Source organism: Mucilaginibacter sp. P4_D1 (genome assembly GCF_056401935.1).
This window is the reverse complement of the sequence record NZ_JBFUIJ010000010.1, coordinates 65,350-81,969: the sequence shown is the minus strand read 5'-3', so window position 1 is coordinate 81,969 and position 16,620 is coordinate 65,350. Positions and strand designations below refer to the sequence as shown.

General features: G+C 45.6%; 14 protein-coding genes. 2 read left to right on the top strand and 12 right to left on the bottom strand.

From position 1 onward, the window contains the following. Nucleotides 1-531: 531 nt before the first annotated feature. The 5 genes from AC1DV1_RS11630 to AC1DV1_RS11610 form a co-directional block, all read right to left on the bottom strand. The gene (locus AC1DV1_RS11630) at nucleotides 532-786 is read right to left on the bottom strand and encodes a hypothetical protein (RefSeq protein ID WP_477359060.1); all 255 of its coding nucleotides are present in this window, start codon (nucleotides 784-786) and stop codon (nucleotides 532-534) included. 119 nt (nucleotides 787-905) lie between these two features. Beyond that, nucleotides 906-1,673 (bottom strand): LytR/AlgR family response regulator transcription factor, encoded by a 768-nt coding sequence (locus AC1DV1_RS11625; RefSeq protein ID WP_477359057.1) that lies wholly within the window; start codon nucleotides 1,671-1,673, stop codon nucleotides 906-908. Further along, nucleotides 1,654-2,700, bottom strand: coding sequence for a sensor histidine kinase (locus AC1DV1_RS11620; protein WP_477359054.1), 1,047 nt, complete (start codon nucleotides 2,698-2,700; stop codon nucleotides 1,654-1,656). The genes AC1DV1_RS11625 and AC1DV1_RS11620 overlap by 20 nt, the downstream gene beginning before the upstream one ends. Then, nucleotides 2,697-3,164 (bottom strand): hypothetical protein, encoded by a 468-nt coding sequence (locus AC1DV1_RS11615; protein ID WP_477359051.1) that lies wholly within the window; start codon nucleotides 3,162-3,164, stop codon nucleotides 2,697-2,699. Before AC1DV1_RS11615 ends, AC1DV1_RS11620 begins: the two co-directional genes overlap by 4 nt. A gap of 4 nt (nucleotides 3,165-3,168) precedes the next feature. Continuing rightward, nucleotides 3,169-4,116 carry a heme-binding domain-containing protein gene (locus AC1DV1_RS11610; RefSeq protein WP_477359048.1) on the bottom strand — a complete coding sequence of 316 codons (948 nt, stop codon included), beginning with the start codon at nucleotides 4,114-4,116 and terminating at the stop codon, nucleotides 3,169-3,171. A gap of 1,154 nt (nucleotides 4,117-5,270) precedes the next feature. On the opposite strand from AC1DV1_RS11610, the gene AC1DV1_RS11605 reads away from it, so the two are divergent. Continuing rightward, the gene (locus AC1DV1_RS11605; RefSeq protein WP_477359045.1) at nucleotides 5,271-5,810 is read left to right on the top strand and encodes a hypothetical protein; all 540 of its coding nucleotides are present in this window, start codon (nucleotides 5,271-5,273) and stop codon (nucleotides 5,808-5,810) included. Between the two features lie 269 nt (nucleotides 5,811-6,079). Here the strand turns inward: AC1DV1_RS11605 and AC1DV1_RS11600 are convergent, their stop codons facing one another. Continuing rightward, nucleotides 6,080-7,090 carry a hypothetical protein gene (locus AC1DV1_RS11600; RefSeq protein ID WP_477359042.1) on the bottom strand — a complete coding sequence of 337 codons (1,011 nt, stop codon included), beginning with the start codon at nucleotides 7,088-7,090 and terminating at the stop codon, nucleotides 6,080-6,082. Between the two features lie 593 nt (nucleotides 7,091-7,683). On the opposite strand from AC1DV1_RS11600, the gene AC1DV1_RS11595 reads away from it, so the two are divergent. Continuing rightward, nucleotides 7,684-9,918 (top strand): glycosyl hydrolase family 28-related protein, encoded by a 2,235-nt coding sequence (locus AC1DV1_RS11595; RefSeq protein WP_477359039.1) that lies wholly within the window; start codon nucleotides 7,684-7,686, stop codon nucleotides 9,916-9,918. Between the two features lie 905 nt (nucleotides 9,919-10,823). On the opposite strand, the gene ilvA is transcribed toward AC1DV1_RS11595, so the two are convergent. The 6 genes from ilvA to AC1DV1_RS11565 form a co-directional block, all read right to left on the bottom strand. After that, on the bottom strand, nucleotides 10,824-12,074 hold the full coding sequence (ilvA, locus tag AC1DV1_RS11590) for a threonine ammonia-lyase IlvA (protein ID WP_477359036.1): 1,251 nt from the start codon (nucleotides 12,072-12,074) through the stop codon (nucleotides 10,824-10,826). 2 nt (nucleotides 12,075-12,076) lie between these two features. Continuing rightward, complete coding sequence (locus AC1DV1_RS11585) at nucleotides 12,077-13,243, bottom strand: 2-isopropylmalate synthase (protein ID WP_274211852.1); 1,167 nt, start codon at nucleotides 13,241-13,243, stop codon at nucleotides 12,077-12,079. Nucleotides 13,244-13,476: 233 nt separating this feature from the next. Beyond that, nucleotides 13,477-14,259: a class I SAM-dependent methyltransferase gene (locus AC1DV1_RS11580; RefSeq protein WP_477359033.1), complete on the bottom strand. Its 783-nt coding sequence runs from the start codon at nucleotides 14,257-14,259 to the stop codon at nucleotides 13,477-13,479. 3 nt (nucleotides 14,260-14,262) lie between these two features. Further along, nucleotides 14,263-14,649 (bottom strand): hypothetical protein, encoded by a 387-nt coding sequence (locus AC1DV1_RS11575; protein WP_477359030.1) that lies wholly within the window; start codon nucleotides 14,647-14,649, stop codon nucleotides 14,263-14,265. A 22-nt stretch (nucleotides 14,650-14,671) separates the two neighbouring features. Beyond that, complete coding sequence (gene leuB / locus AC1DV1_RS11570; protein WP_477359027.1) at nucleotides 14,672-15,745, bottom strand: 3-isopropylmalate dehydrogenase; 1,074 nt, start codon at nucleotides 15,743-15,745, stop codon at nucleotides 14,672-14,674. A gap of 47 nt (nucleotides 15,746-15,792) precedes the next feature. Next, nucleotides 15,793-16,596, bottom strand: a complete 804-nt coding sequence (locus AC1DV1_RS11565) for a class I SAM-dependent methyltransferase (protein ID WP_477359024.1) — start codon at nucleotides 16,594-16,596, stop codon at nucleotides 15,793-15,795. Nucleotides 16,597-16,620: the final 24 nt, after the last annotated feature.

Below are 16,620 nucleotides of genomic sequence, written 5' to 3'. Positions count from 1 at the left end.
AATACCTGTGCCTGTTGTTGACTAATAAAAGGCCTTTCGGTAGCCGGATAATTTAACCGGGATCAGCCAATAAAACAAGGTGAGTTTGATGCTTATATCTTCCCTGCGCCATAAGCCCATGCCATTAGCTATTTAGATGCGTTTGCGTTGTCTAACCCGTTGTCGTGCGGGGGGCTGTTTTTTGCTTGTAATCATTACAAATATACCCGTCCTTTTTATATTTTCAGATGCCTCTTAAACGCGTAATAAATAGCTAAAAACAAGTCATTTATTGCCGCTTTTTTAACAAAAAAGCAGCAATAATTTCAACAAATGATACAAAAATTCACACAAAAAAACAGAAGTGAAACTCCATGTAAATTTTCTTGAAAGACCCGCCCGGAAAACCAGTAATACCCGGCTTTAAAATTGCAACATGTGGCTGAAATTGCCGAAGCTTAAAATCATTCGAAGGCCGGCGATATTCCAGCAGCTGCAATACTCCAGGCAGCGCAGGCTATAAAGAGGGCGATCATACCCTGGCCAAAAGCCTTAATTCTTGACTCTAATCTCTTGGCTCTCCTCCCCCTTCACTTTTTGCAAGCTTAAAATAAATTCTATTTGCCGCTCCAGGTGGCCGGTTAATGTTTCCCATTCGCTAAATCGATCCCTCCCTAATAAAACCTGGTTGGTATCCGTATTAAAATACCCCGCACTTTGCGGCAGCTGCGCCGAGCCGGCAACCTGTATGCTGATTACCTGTTTGCTCAGCTTATCGAAAAAGGAAATGGTTTGGCGTGGGGGCATATTTTAAAAGGTATAATCAAAGGTAAGCACTTAAACTAAGCTAATCCATGTAAATATTATTCCCAAAACAGGCAGCTCCGGGAGTGGTATAAAATTCGCCTCTCCTGCCCATAATCCCCCTACCTGTTATTAAGCCAGTTAAAAAACGAGGTTGATTTGTCCTTACCTACAATCAGGTCCTCGGTAGTGGGGAGGGTAAGCTTAAGCAGCAGTTTGCGCGAAAAATAATGTTCTACCTCTTTTACAGCGGCAAAACCTACCAGGTACTGCCGGTTCAGGCGGTAATAATCTTCGGGGTTTAGCAGGCGCTGAATTTCGTCGAGCGGCATGGTAAGCGCGAATTCCGCTCCATCAAAGGTAACCAGGTGGGCAATTTCGTTACGGATATAAAAATAGGCGATACTGGCTGTCGGCACAGGTTGGTACTTATTGTTTTTAAAAACCAGGAAACTTTTTTTGCCGTTCAGCACCTGCTGTTGCTGCAACAACGTTTCTATCCCTTTCCCGGCGTTTTCATTTAGCTGGAAAAAGTTGGATAACATTTCGGCCTTATTGAAAGCTTCGGTGATGGTTTCTTTTGAGAAGGGTTTAAGGATATAGTCTATCCCGTTAGCTTTAAACGCCTGTATGGCGTATTCATCATAAGCGGTACAAAACACAACCGGCGATGTCACTTTTGTTTCTTTAAATATTTCAAAAGAAATACCGTCGGATAGCTGGATATCCATAAATATCAGGTCGGGGGCCGGGTTGGTGGCTAAAAAATTAACCGATGCCTTAATGCTTTGCAGCGATGCCAGCACCCTGACACCTGGCTTGATGCCGGTGATGAGCTTCTCTAAAGCCCTCGCCGTTTTCAGCTCGTCCTCAATGATTAGTACGTTCATAAATCACCGGTAATGTTACTTTAAAAAAATTATTGCCTGCATCTGCATTGATTGTTTTACCCAGCAGGTGAAGATAACGCTGGTTGATGTTTTCGAGCCCCATTTGGGTAGATGGTTCGCTATTCTTTTTTGCCGCTATGGCGTTCTCGATCACCAGATGATCGCCGTTGGAATATAGCCGCATATGCAGGGGTTGCTCAAGCGAAACAACGTTATGTTTTATGGCGTTCTCTACCAGCAGCTGCAACGTAAATGGTGGTGCGTAACTGTTTAAATGCTCCTGGCTGATGTTGGTTTCCAGTTGGATGCCGTCCTCAAAACGGGCCTTTAACAGGTACATGTAGGCATCCAAAATGGCCAGTTCTTCTGTTAAGGGGATGAGATTTTCTTTTCGGTTTTCGAGGGTAAAACGGTAAAAATCGGAAAGCTTTAGGATAAAGTCCGACGACTGCTCATCGCCCATATCTACCATCGATTTAAGGGTATTGAGGCTATTGAACAAAAAATGAGGATTAACCTGCTGCTTTAAAAGCTCATATTGAGCGCTCAGGTTATCGGCCTTGCTGCGTTCCAATTCGATGCCGATGAGTTGGTTGTTATAGCTTTGATAAAGCAGGTGCAAAAACATGTATATGGTAAGGTTAATCAGGATGCCCCTGAACTCATACATCAGCATCATAGATACCGGTTTTATGCCAAAAAATGCAAACTGCGTAACTATAACCAATATAATCATCAGCACAATGCCCAGCAACTGGCTCCTTAACAACCGCAAGCTAAAAAAGCGGGTAGTTATCCGCCTGGCCGAAAATTTGGGCAGACTGTAAATGTTGTAATACCAAACAAACAGCGAAAATAAAAAAGCCACCAGGCAGTCCACCAAAATTTCGGGGATGGTGGTGTGAAGCTGCAATATTTTAGGGATAGACGCCAGTATGCCCATAAACATGGCGCTAAACCAAATGATGCGTGCCGGCACGTTAAACACACTGGCATTCCTGATGTTAAAGTCGTGCTCAAATATCATGGCATTACAGATGGTTGCTGCGCCAGCATAAACGCTATCCTGCCGGCATTGCCCAGTGTATCCCTGTCGGCAGTTAAAGCCGCGCCCACAAACCGTTGATAGCTTACTACATTTTTGTTATCTCCCGGCAGTATCTTTATTGTTTCTAACGAGCTGATGGCTCCCGGAATTTTGGCGCCAAACCAATGTTCGTCCTCCTTTTGTTTCCAGGCGATCAGGGTAAGCTCTTCCCCCGCAATTGGTTTAGTTCCGCTTTGCAGGGCTGCCGCGTTACCATACAGGGTGGCCATGGTATGCTGCCTGTTATTGATAAACGACGTGATCACTTTAAGGCCTTTACCAGATATGGTATGCGATGCGGGCAACGATGCATCCGCATTGAGCAATTGCCCGGCAGGGGTTGGCGACTGGCATGCTGCAAAAAGCAAACCCAGGGCCATTATTAAAATGCTTAATTTTTTCATCTGTTTAATTTTTAACCGGCAGGGTAAATACAAAATCGTTATTACTCATGGGCTTATGGCAGCTTACGCACTCGTTGGCAAAAAGCACGGTTTTACCATAGGGCACCAATTTAAGGGTTTTAAAACGGGCAAAGCCCCAGCCTTTGGTGGTTGCGTACTTCTGGTCGTCTTTAATCATATACTCAACCTGTTTAAAAGCCCCGGTGCGTACGTTGCCCTCTTTATCCTGTAGTTTATCCCAGGCCACTTTGGCAAATATGGTACCGTTTGGCCATGGGTTAACCTGGTGGTTTTTAACGGCTTTAATGGCTACATCGTTACCAAAAATCACGCGCATGGTGCCGTTGTCAAACCTGTCTGATGTGGTAACCACCTGCCAGTTTTTATAATCGGGAATATAGCTGATACCATTTAATGCTTCAGGCAAATTGTGGCTGGCTGCCGCTATTGGGGCAAGCTGTTTTACCTGCTTAAATAGCGCGTTGGTTTGGGCGGTATCGGCCGGTTTATCATGCACCATAGCGGCAAGATAGTTTTTTAGTACAACTATGTCATTCCCGGAAACTTTTGCATCGGGGTGCACAAAGGCGTAGCTTTTAATTGGCATGGCCCCGGCAATAATTTGGTTAACCGCCTCCCAAAGTTTGGCCTTTTGGTCGGCCGAGGCCAGGCTGCCCCAGTCAGAAAAGTTGAGCACCTTGCGGCCATCCTTTACGTGCGCGGCAACCTGCCAGTAAACCGGTTGTATCTTATCGTACCAGCGCAGGTTGGTTTGGTTGGAGTGGCAATCGTAACAGGCCCTTACCAGTATATTCTTCACATCGGCCGGTGCCTCAAAATCCTTTTTTACCGGCGGGTTGGGCAGCGCCGGACGTATGGATTGCATTACCAAAAAGATAATGAGCAATACCCCCAGCGGCACCAGCAGCTTTTTAAATACCTTATTTTTCATAGCGTTGTAGCTTTAATAAATGTAAAGTAATAAGTTAAGTTACAAGTTTTCAACGGCAAACCGGTGACGGCGGCGTAATGAGGGTTAAACCCGGCAATGGCCGGGGCGAGGATTTATGGCGGCACCTCCCTTAACCAGGCCGGGAACATTTTTTCCAAAAAAGACAACATTTTCCATAGTGTGGAAAAAGGGCATGGCTAAAAATGTCTTTTTGAGCATCTACATGCGATTTTTGCCTGTTGGCACCGGGTTTGAATGCCTGTTTATGTTCTTTTCATAGTAAGAATATTTTCATAGGTTTAGGTTGAGCCGCAAATACCGCGAGGGTGTTTGCGGCTTGTTTTTTTCCTTCCATGCCTTCGCATTATCTATTGTTTCCCATTTGCTAAACCGATCCTCGTAGATAACACATGGTTGGTACCGGTGTTAAAAGATATTTGAACAGCGATGCGTACGTTCATCAGCTAAGAACTATAGTTTCGGCCAATATGTTAGCCGCATTTTTTTACATTATTTAGTTGTACTCGACAGCATTGGTCCGCTCAGTTGCAGCGGGAGGGCTGTTAGTTTTTCGCTGTTGTTTATTTTTGTTGGGGCTCAAGAGGGCTTCGCCGTTCGAAGCCGCAAAGTAACTAAACGGCTGTCAGCAGAAAGGCTTCTTTGCCGCATCCCGATTTTAATCGGGACAAAACGGCCAAAACCTGGGCTGGAATTATTTTGCACCTAAGCTCACGCCCACACACCGCAAAAACTTCCTATGCCCTGCAACCGCACAGGCCACCATCGTTTTGGCCCTTTTCGTCCGAAACTGCTCTGCTGCCGGGAAGGGAACACGAGAGCTTTCAACGTCCTCGCGGAGGGTTATAAAATCTTTCGCTATGTATTCTGCTAATTCTTTAATTCTGTGAACGGCGCAGCCCTCTTGAACACCTTTGAAAAATCATTTACATGTGAAAAATTCCGGTTCAGACAATTAAACCACCGCAAAAACTCCCTATGCCCTGCAACCGCACAGGCCACCATCGTTTTGGCCGTTTTCGCCCGAAACTCCACTGCCGGCGGGTAGGGAAAACGAGAGCTTTGATTACTTTTCAAACACACCCCACAGCCTATAGTAAATAACAATTCCTATATTGGTTTAAATTTAAACCCTCATGAGCGATAACAGTACCTCCATAGTTCCAAAACTTACCCAATATCCCGACAGATTGATAAAAGCCAAAACCATTGTCGACTGGCTCATTGGTATCGGGGCTGTGGAACCGGTAAAAACCGACTGTATTTTGGGCAAGGGCCTTGGCTATCCTATTGGCAAAAACGCCAAAGCTTTGGTTGACGAGTCCGGAGACCTCCCCTACGGCCTAATTGTTTGCGGCCTTGAAGTAATTACCGAAAATACCGTTTTTCATGCCGGTGCAAATGGCCTCGACAGCTTTGTTTGCCCCAATTGTGGCGACGATATTTTAGAAGCAGGCTGGGACCTTAATGATTTTCACGAACAGGGCACCCCCAGCCTAACCTGCCCGCTATGTAACCAGGTTGCCGACCTTAACGACTACGACATTGAACCAACCTGGGGTTTCAGCAACCTGGGCTTTACCTTCTGGAACTGGCCCGAATTAAAAGATAGCGTAATAGCCGAATTTGAAGACCGCCTTGGTTGCGAAGTGAAGATTGTGGATTGTCATATTTAAGAAAATGATCCTACTCAGAAAAGAAGCCATTACGCTATCGTCCAAAGCCGTTGTTGGAGTTGTGTCCACAGGTGTTCGGAAGGAATAAAAAAGCGGGGGAACGTGCGATTCCTTCCCTGGGGAAGGTGGAGGTAGGGGTTAAAATCCGGTGTTCACAGGCGCATTTTACGGCAGCGCGGTGAAAACCCTCTCTGCCTTTGGGGAGAGCCTAAAAATCTTCCGAACACTTCCCAACAAAGTGCGGGGGAGAACACAACAAGGGCGAGTTTTTACCGCGATACCACAGCGATGCAAGATGCACTGCTATTTTGGGAAAGTTGAACGGGCTTGCCATTTTTCCAAACCGTTGCAGCGCGATCCATAAAGCCGGCTAAATAGATATCCTGACCATTTACTGCGATGCCATATACTTCAATAAATCCCACATCACCGAGTGTTACCGGAATTCCATTTTTCCAATAGGTTACCGTATTACCGGTATATGAGGCTACATTACTTTCAGTACCTCCCAGGTAAACATCAGCACCATCTACAGCAACAGAACTTATGTTAACGTTTGTTGAACTGCTTGATAATTTCGTTTCGATACCATTTTTCCAATAAACAATATTACCTGTTACATACATATCATTACCTATAAATGCCATACCGTTTGCATCTACACTGTTAGTTGAATTTAACTTTGTAATTGTCTTGTTTTTCCAGGTGGCTGCCCATTGATTGCCACTATTGGGCGTGTCATATACAAACATATTGCCAGCCATGTAAACATCAGTGCCCTTAACCACAATAGCGCTTGCTTCCGAATCTTCTTCGCCTATTACAGTTTTTACCCCATTTTTCCAATAGGTTGCCACAGGGTGATTATTTGCATCCCTCGAATATCCGGCTATATACACATCATTACCACTTATGGCAATAGCCCTTGCCTCGCCGCCCGATGGGTCGGATGTAAGCAATGTGGCTACCCCATTTTTCCAAACCGTAGCTTGAAAAGCGTTGGAATTGCTGCTGATCGTATTTCCGGCAATGTATACATCAGTACCAAGAACAGCAATGGCATTTGCCCACGATTTTTTTGAGTTGGGTACGGGTATCTGCTTAACTATGCCGTTTTTCCAAAATGCAGCCGTTGTGTTTGTATAATCGCCGGCGGGGTAAACCGAGCCGGCCACATATATATCTAAAGTGTTTCCAGGATTTGGGCTATTTTCCTTTTTGCAGGATGCTATAAGCAATACAATAAATACAGGGAGGAAAATACAATATTTGAACTTCATGATTAGGGTTTAGATATCCAAAGTTAAGCAAATATTCCCGATATACCTTCGTTCCCTGATCGCGGCGATGCCCGGCGGTTAATATGCGCCGTGCCCATGGCACTCCATTGCTATTGTTTATTCATCCAACGGGTTAACACCCGTTGCTACAACATGTTGTGAGCCTACGGCTCTTAGCGGCAATTATGATTTCATTTACCAGGCAACACCAGGCGCCGCTCCTGCAATATTGTAGCGCCAGGTTGAAGGGCATCGTTAATAAAGTCCAAAAAAGAACCGTAGGTTCGGCCAATATTGTAGCCATGGGTTTTAACCCGTGGTAAAATATACAGCAGATGAATGAGTGCCGTAGGTACGAGTCATATATTGCGTATTCATCAGCAGATCGCCGAGAGACCCTACACCACAAGTCTTATCACTTATTACTCCCACAACTTAGTGCCCTGACGTTTCAACGACACTTTGAACGAAGCCCTGACTGTTTTTCCTGCTTATTATTTTTTATGAACTTATCCATGAGATTAGTTTATACTTTTCATACATTAGAAAAAATAAAACCTTAAATCTTATAATATACCTTTAACCTTACTTTCATGACAACAATCGCCAATTATACAGCATTAAGAAATTTTAGTTACACTGCGGGAAATGAAACTGTTTTTGTTGAAGGTTATGCTTCTATCGGCGACGGGGGAGACGGCTTTTTTTACTGGGCTGGGTCAGGCACCGGCCTTGCTGACAATGGTGGTACCATCTTGGTAAGCAATACAGGGGTTACACCGTCGGGGACATGGATAAGAATGGATTCTGACATAGTTAATGTGAAATGGTTTGGAGCAATGGGAGGCGTAAAATTGAATCCAAGTGCTTCTACCGGGGTTTGGGAAGGTGCTGTTACAGTAACTTCTTCTTACAATCTTTTTAACGCAGCGGATGTTGGCAATATGATAACTATATCTGGCCCCGGTGCAACGCTTCCAATTATATCTACCTACATAACAGGTTACAAAGACCTCCATACAGTAAAAGTAGCACTTCCTTCAGACCCCGGCATTTCTGGAGCTACTATTACCGTTTATGGATTGATGATACTTAATGATGGGGCCATATTTAGTGGATCAACGCTACAGTCTTCTTCCGCGCTATTTACAAGTGCAGACGTTGGAAAAAGAATAACAATATCCGGCGCGGGGCCATCATCAGGCCTTTTAGACACTACGATCTCTGCATTTACGTCAGCGACAACGGTAAATTTAAAAGATGCTTCAACCACTATTCCTGCCGTTACGGGGGCAACTGTAGTAGTTTATCGTTCGGATGACACCCCTGCGATAAAAAGTGCCATAGATTATGCAAGTACAAGTCACCGGAATAAAAATATCTTTATTCCGGTGGGTAATTACCTCGTTTCGCAAATAACTATCCCTTATGGGGTTACGCTGTTTGGAGAAAATGGTTCAACGGATTATTCTGGAAATTCCGGAACATGCTTGTGTCAAATGCCGGTGCCGGCTGCAAACGGTTCTCTGATTACAGTTACAGGCAATTTTAAAAGCTTAAACCAACGAAACTTTTGGTATGGTACAATACGCGACCTATGCTTACTGGGTTACACGGGCAATACCCAAGGGTTTGGTATTTCGCTAAGGTCTGATTTTTCGAGCCGCGGCGGCAGCACATCAACCCCTACAGCGTTTCAGGACACCAGCATATTGGCAAATCTCGCTGTCTCCTTATTTCCTGAGGGAGGTATTGAACTTCCGGACGGCGGCGACCCTGGTTACCTGCAAAATATAAAATTTAACAGGAATGGCGGACCGGGCATCGTTATAAGTCAATACACAAATACGTTGTCGCCTTACGCTAAATCATCTTTACAATCCATGAGCTTTATTAATATATCTGGCGATGGTAATAAGGGTGGTTTGATATATATTAATGGCTATACAAGTACAATTAACGTGGATACGTGTGTATTTATAAACCTGAAGGGTGAAAACGGGATAAACAACCCTTTTAGCTTTTTGATGGTTAATGACGGTGCAATAAACAGTGGATCTAACTCATTAACTTCCCTTTCGGCGGGATTTACTGTTGCCGACGTTGGCAAAGTAGTAAATGTAACAGGTGCCGGAGCATCGGGTGCTGTGTTAACAACAACCATTGCCGCATATGTATCATCAACACAGGTAACCCTTTCAATTAATGCATCAACTACAGTTTCTGCTAAAAAATTAGTGGTGACAGCTATTGACCAACAAAATCTGGTGGTGTTAGACGGTGGTTGTACTGCTATGATATCTATACACGGTGCATGCAATCAGCCTACTATTGCAAACTCCAATGGGGAGTTATATGCACTTGGCGATTTACTATTATTAAAAAACAATGCTAACCCCGTATTGTTTTGGAATGGGCTAAATGTAAAATATGCCAGCTCGCAAATTTTACAGCCCGGAGCAAATGTTCCAAATTTGTTTTACAATGCAGTAAGCGGTGCAAAAGCCCCTTGTAACCAATCTATGGGTGGCACTGTTATCAACAATGATACTGTTATTTCGTCCGGCACCTCAAACTATGTTGTAACTAATGTCAAGCAATTTGTAAAGTTACCTTCGTTAACCGGGAACCGGCTTATTACATTGCCCCAAGCAACAGACTATCCAGGCTATAAGTTAACTATATGGAATCGGAATACGTCACCAACTTATAAGTGGAGCTTTGTGTCCAGTATTTTAGATGCGAGCGGAGCCCCTATAACAGACCTGGCGAATGGAACAATTTATCAATTAGAAAGTGATGGCCTAAGCTGGATTAAAATCAATTAAATCTGCTTATCTCTGTCCCCGCGGGGTCTCTCAACGAGGACCCTGCGGTGTACAACGCCAGTCGCAATCCCTAAGCCGCGTTTATGCGATATGATCGGGACACCTCAGGGTCCTCTACGAGAGACCCCAAGGGGACGGCTAATGATTTGCATGTAGGTTACCTGTCCTGTGGGGTGCCGAAACAAGTTCGGCATGACTTTGGGGTAAACAAAAAACCTCCCGGAGTTTTTGGCTTCGGGAGGCTTTGATATTTTGGGGTAATCAACTGGCTTGACGGCATGCGAGGAGGTTGCTTCGTGCCTTATAATGACATGATTTCAAGTTATTGATTATCAATGTTATTTTTTAATGTAGAGACGCAATATTTTGCGTCTCCCCCAGGACATTCAAAATTTACAGGCTCAATTTGCATGTGTGATTTGCATGCGGGAGACGCAAAATGTTGCGTCTCTACAAAAGCCCCGTTTACAATTATGTCATTTCTGTCCCCGCGGGGTCTCTCAACGAGGCCCCTGCGGTGTACAAAGGCAGTCGCAATCTCCAAGCCGCGTTTATGCGAGATGATCGGGTACACCTCAGGGTCCTCGTTGAGAGACCCCAAGGGGACAGCTAATGATTTGCGTGTAGGTTACCTGTCCAGTGGGGTGCCGAAACAAGTTCGGCATGACTTTGGGGTAAACAAAAAGCCTCCCGGAGTTTTTGGCTTCGGGAGGCTTTGATGTTTTTGGGGTAAGCAACTGGGCTTGGTAGCATAGTCGGGGATTGCTTCGTACCTTATAATGACGGGTGGGTGAAGCATGGCGGTTATGCATGGCGGCGAGGCCTTTGCCCGCGTGCTTCGACAGGCTCAGCATGGCCGGCCCTTTTCACCTCAAGCCTTTCGCCTTTTGCCTTTCACCTCCCCCCTACACTAGGTACTCAAACAACGTTTGATCTTTATTCAACTCGATAACGTCGAAACGGTGTGCTGCCATGCGGTTAAGGAGGGCGGGGTAATCGCCTGCGTTGCGTAGTTCGATGCCTACCAGGGCGGGGCCGTTTTCTTTTTCGGTTTTTTTGATGAACTCGAAACGGGTAATATCATCCGCCGGGCCTAAAACGTTGTTCACAAACAGCTTCAAGGCTCCCGGGCGTTGCGGGAAACGGACAATGAAGTAATGCTTCAAACCTTCGTACAGCAGCGATTTTTCTTTGATCTCCTGCATGCGGGCAATATCGTTGTTGCCCCCGCTGATAACGCAAACCACTTTTTTGCCTTTTATTTTATCCTTGCAGGCATCCAGCACAGCTACCGATAGGGCACCGGCAGGCTCCACCACAATGGCGTCTTCGTTGTATAGTTTCAGTATGGTGGTACACACTTTGCCTTCGGGCACCAGCAGCATATCGTCTAACACTTGTTGGCATAGGTTGTAGGTGAGCTTGCCTACGCATTTTACGGCAGCGCCATCAACAAAGCGGTTAATCTCTTTTAAGGTAGTCGGCCCGCCATGTTCAAAAGCTTCCAGCATTGATGGGGCGCCTTCGGGCTCTACCCCTGCCAGGTAAATGCCCGGTACGTGTTGTTTAAGGTAGGTGCCTGTGCCGGCCGCTAAGCCGCCACCGCCTATGGGCATTATGATGGCTTCGATACCGGGCAGGTCCTGCAGAATCTCTACCCCTACTGTTCCCTGGCCTTCTATGATGCGGTAATTATCAAAGGGCGGGATAAACGTCATCTGGTGGGCTTCGGTGTATAACAAGGCCTCGCGCAGGCAATCGTCAAAAGTATCGCCGGTTAAAATGATCTCGATATTGCCCTTGCCGTGCATTTCGGTTTGGGTAACTTTTTGCTTGGGGGTAATTTCGGGCATAAAAATTACGCCTTTGGTACCCAGTCGGCTACAGCTAAAGGCTACGCCCTGCGCGTGGTTGCCCGCGCTGGCGCACACTACGCCGCGGTCAAGCTCGTTCTGCGTAAGCTGGCTTATCATGTTATAAGCGCCGCGCAGTTTGTACGAGCGTACTATTTGTAAGTCTTCGCGTTTTAAATATAGTTCGCACTCGTATTTGGCCGATAAGCCGGCATTATACTCCAGTGGGGTGCGTTTAACAACCCCTTTCAATCGTTCGTAAGCCGAATCGAAATCGAGCAGGTTTTTGGTTTCGGTTTCCATTATTAATTTTTTACCAGCCTGTGGGCCATTAAGCCCTGCAGGTCTTCGTCATTTATATCAAGCTTGACATCGGCAAGCGTTAAAAACTTGTTGTATACCTGGGCAAGTTCCTCTTTATCCAAACTAAAGCCAAGGCGTTCCAGGTGGAACTTCAGAGCATGCCTGCCGCTGCGCGCGGTTAGCACTATTGTGGCGCTCGGAAAGCCTACATCTTCAGGGCGAATGATCTCGTAATTTTCGCGCATTTTCAGGAAACCATCCTGGTGAATGCCCGAGCTGTGTGCAAAGGCGTTGCTGCCCACAATAGCCTTATTGGGCTGCACCGGCATGCGCATTTGCGTACGGATCATCTGGCTTAATTCATAAAACCGTTTAGAATCGATATTGGTTTTCAAACCCAACACCTGGTGCACTTTCAATATCATGACCACTTCTTCGATAGAGGTATTGCCCGCGCGTTCGCCAATGCCATTGATGGTACCTTCTATCTGGCGTGCACCGTTTTGTAAGCCGGCTATGGAGTTGGCGGTAGCCAAACCCAAATCGTTATGGCAATGTACCGAGATAATGGCCTTATCGATATTTTTAACGTTCTCTTTCAGAAATTTGATCTTGGCGCCATACTGGTCGGGCAAGCAATAGCCATTGGTATCGGGGATATTTACCACGGTAGCACCGGCGGCAATAACAGCCTCGACCATCTGGGCCAGGTAAACCACATCGGCGCGGCCTGCATCTTCGGCATAAAACTCGATATCTTCCACCGCACGTTTGGCATATTTTACGGCTTCTACCGCACGCTCCAAAATCTCCTCGCGGGTACTGTTGAATTTATGCTTGATGTGCATATCCGACGAGCCGATACCGGTATGGATACGCGGGTGTTTGGCATATTTTAATGATTCGATAGCGGCATCAATATCGCCCTTGTTGGCACGGGTAAGCGCGCAAACGGTAGGGTTGGTTACTGCCTTCGAGATCTCGACAACACTCTGAAAATCTCCCGGACTTGAAACCGGGAAACCGGCTTCAATAATATCCACGCCCAGTAGTTCCAGTTCTTTTGCTATCTCAATCTTTTCGGGGGTGGTTAACTGGCACCCTGGTACCTGCTCGCCATCGCGAAGCGTGGTATCAAAAACATAAACGCGGTTGGGATCGTGTAACATATTCTTTTTTTTAGTATCAAGTAGTAAGTATCAAGTAGTAAGATTGCTCCTGCTACGCGATGTGTTGCTACTTCAATTTGTTATTAATCTATAAATATCGTCAATCAAAACGTTTTTAAAAAATGCAGATCAAAGACGTACTTGTTATCGTTGGTTTAGTATAAAGAAACAAGTTGTGGAGTAGCCTAAAAAAATCTTACTACTTGATACTTGCTACTTGATACTAAAAGGAGCTATTCTTTTATAGCGACAAACCTCAGCCTTTTATAATCTGCATACCATTGGCCGCCTTCGTTATAGTATGGTTCCAGTTTGTGGGTTATTTCTTTTAATATTTGTTCTTTTTCTTCTTCGGGAATGCCTTCTAAAAACTGGGCGCCAAACATGGTTACCCATTTGGCTACGCCCTGATCGCCATCCTGCAGCGGGGTTTTACGGTCGTAATGGGCCGTAAAGGTTACCCGGAAGCCGTGGTCTTCCAGTAGTTTGGCGTATTCGGCTGTGGACGGAAAATACCATACCTTGGTTTCGGCTTTATCAGGATATCCATGATTTTGCAGTACCAGGCGGATGGCTTCCAGTAGTTTGGCTACGTTACCTTTGCCGCCCATTTCGGCCACAAAACGGCCGCCGGGTTTCAGGGCATTGTAAACACTTTTGATAGCGCCATTGGCATCCAAAACCCAATGCAGCGCCGCGTTGCTAAAAACGGCATCGTACTTTTGCTCGGTATAAAAATCGGCGGCGTTCTCTACCGCGAAATCAACACCGGGGAACAGTTTTTTTGCCTGCGCAATCATATCCGGCGAATAATCGGTACCTTTTACAATGGCACCTTTATCCTGTATCTGTTTGGTTAAGTGGCCCGTGCCGCAACCAATATCCAGGATATGTTCGCCGGGTTTAACATCCAGTAAAGCCAAAACATCTTCCCCGTATTGAAATACAAAGGCATGTTTCTGGTCGTATAAATCAGCGTTCCACTTCATATCATTAGTCATTGTGTCATTGGTCATTAGTCATTGGTTTGACTTTGGATCGATGACGTGTGTTTTTTTGCTCCTGAAGTGCAGTACTATATAAATAGCTGCAGTTATCAGGAACAGGCTGTTAACCCATATTACTTTGCCTATGGCGTCTGCCGAAGCAATTGTTACCATAATTACCACCACGCTTAATGCTATTACCGAAGCCAGCATCAAACGGTTATTTGAGGTGATGAGCGCGAAAACTCCTGCTGCCTGGGCTATTACTGTAAGCACCAGTACCAGCCGTTCGGATGTTTCGTAATCATCAATGTTAGTGATTGCTAAAAACTCTATAAAGCCAAAACTTCCGCTTCCGTTATTGGCTGCATAGCCACAAAAGAGGAAAAACAACAAGATAAATACTTTAAACCCCGTCATTTTTGACTTTTTATTTTTGAATTTAACTCAAATACTCCAGCACTTTTTGCCCCATCGCCCTGGTGCCTAAAATCTTGCTCTTGTCGGTTTTTGCATCGGCAATATCGCCGGTGCGGTAGCCTTCTTTCAGCGTTTTATCGATAGCCGATGTGATGAGTTTGGCTTCGTCTTTAAGGCCGAAGCTAATCTCCAACATCAAAGCTACAGATAATATAGATGCCAACGGGTTGGCTTTGTCCATGCCGGCGATATCATGTGCCGAACCATGGATAGGCTCAAAAAAGCCGGTACCATCGCCAATTGATGCCGATGCCAGCATGCCCATCGAACCTGCTATCTGCGATGCTTCATCGGTTAAAATATCGCCAAAAAGGTTGGCGGTTAATACCACATCAAACTTTTTAGGATTTTTAACCAGCTGCATAGCGGCATTATCAATAAACATGTGTTCGGTTTCAACCTCGGGATAGTTTTTGGCCATCTCCTGTACCACCTCGCGCCACAGGCGTGAAGCCTCCAGCACATTGGCCTTATCAACCGAACATAATCTTTTACCACGAACCATGGCAGCTTCGTAAGCTTTAATGGCGATGCGCTCTACTTCATAGCGAGAATAGATCATCAGATCTGACGCCGTATTGCGATCTTCACTGCGTTTTTTCTCGCCAAAGTAAACGTCGCCGGTAAGTTCCCGGAAGAAAAGTATGTCGGTACCTTTCAAAATTTCCGGTTTAAGGCTCGATGCACCCAGCAGCTCATCAAATAACATGATAGGGCGCAGGTTGGCATACAATCCCAATTCTTTACGGATCTTCAATAATCCCTGCTCGGGGCGTACCTTGGCCGATGGATCATTATCATATTTGATGTGACCGATGGCGCCAAATAAAATGGCATCACTGGTTTTTGCTTTTGCCAAAGTTTCGTCGGGCAGCGGGTTACCCGTAGCCTCGATACCGGCGTGGCCCATCAGGGCTTCGTCGAAAGTAAACTCATGGCCAAAATCCCGGCCAATTTTTTCTAAAACCGCTTTACCCCAGGTGGTAACCTCGGGACCTATCCCGTCGCCGGGTATTACTAAAATGTGTTTTTTCATGCGCCCCCTAACCCCCTAAAGGGGGAATGTTTTGTTATAGTTTAATATTATAGTTGCGGTTTTGTGCCGCGTATTTCTTTCAGTTTCATGACCATACGTTCGGCATCGGTTGCTACCCATTCGGTGTACTCATCTATCGCTAACAAGCGTAGCTCATCATCAATATAACCTTCCTCTACCATTTGTTTCGACATGGCTACTTTAGCCCAGATGCCCGCTTTGTTGGTAAAGTTTTCCTCGCCCTTTTGGCAATCCTCGTCGGCGTTAAACTCCGCGATGTTGGTAAAACCGGCTTCTTCAAAATATCCGGGCAGGTCTTCGGCTATGTGGTTGTTCATGCCGGCATCCCCGCGCCATCTTAAAAAGGTAGCATAAAACCGCAGCATGCTTGGTGGCGGTTGCGGCTGCCATTCCAATGCTTCGTGGTTGTAATCTAATATCGACACCGTGCCACCCGGTTTTAAAAGGGAATACATTTTTTTTAATGCCTCCACCGGGTTATTGAGCCATTGTAAAACCCTTGCGGCTACAATCAGGTCGAACTTTTCTTCAGGTTCAAAAGCAAACAGGTCGGTATAAATCAAATCAAGGTTTTTTACCGAAGCATAGGTTTCCCTGCCGCTTTGTATAAAATACTCCGTATTATCAATGCCCGTAACATGACCGGTATCCCCAACTTTAGCGGCTATATCTTTAGATATCGCCCCCGTACCACAACCCACATCCAACACCCGCAAACCAGGTTTTAGGGCAGAAGCGAGCGTTGCATAATCATTAGCCAAACTACGTTCGTCAAATAACTTGGCGGTGCCTTTGCCTTCCCGGTGAATATGCTTGTTTACTATTGTCATTAGGTCATTGCTCCGCTGGTCATT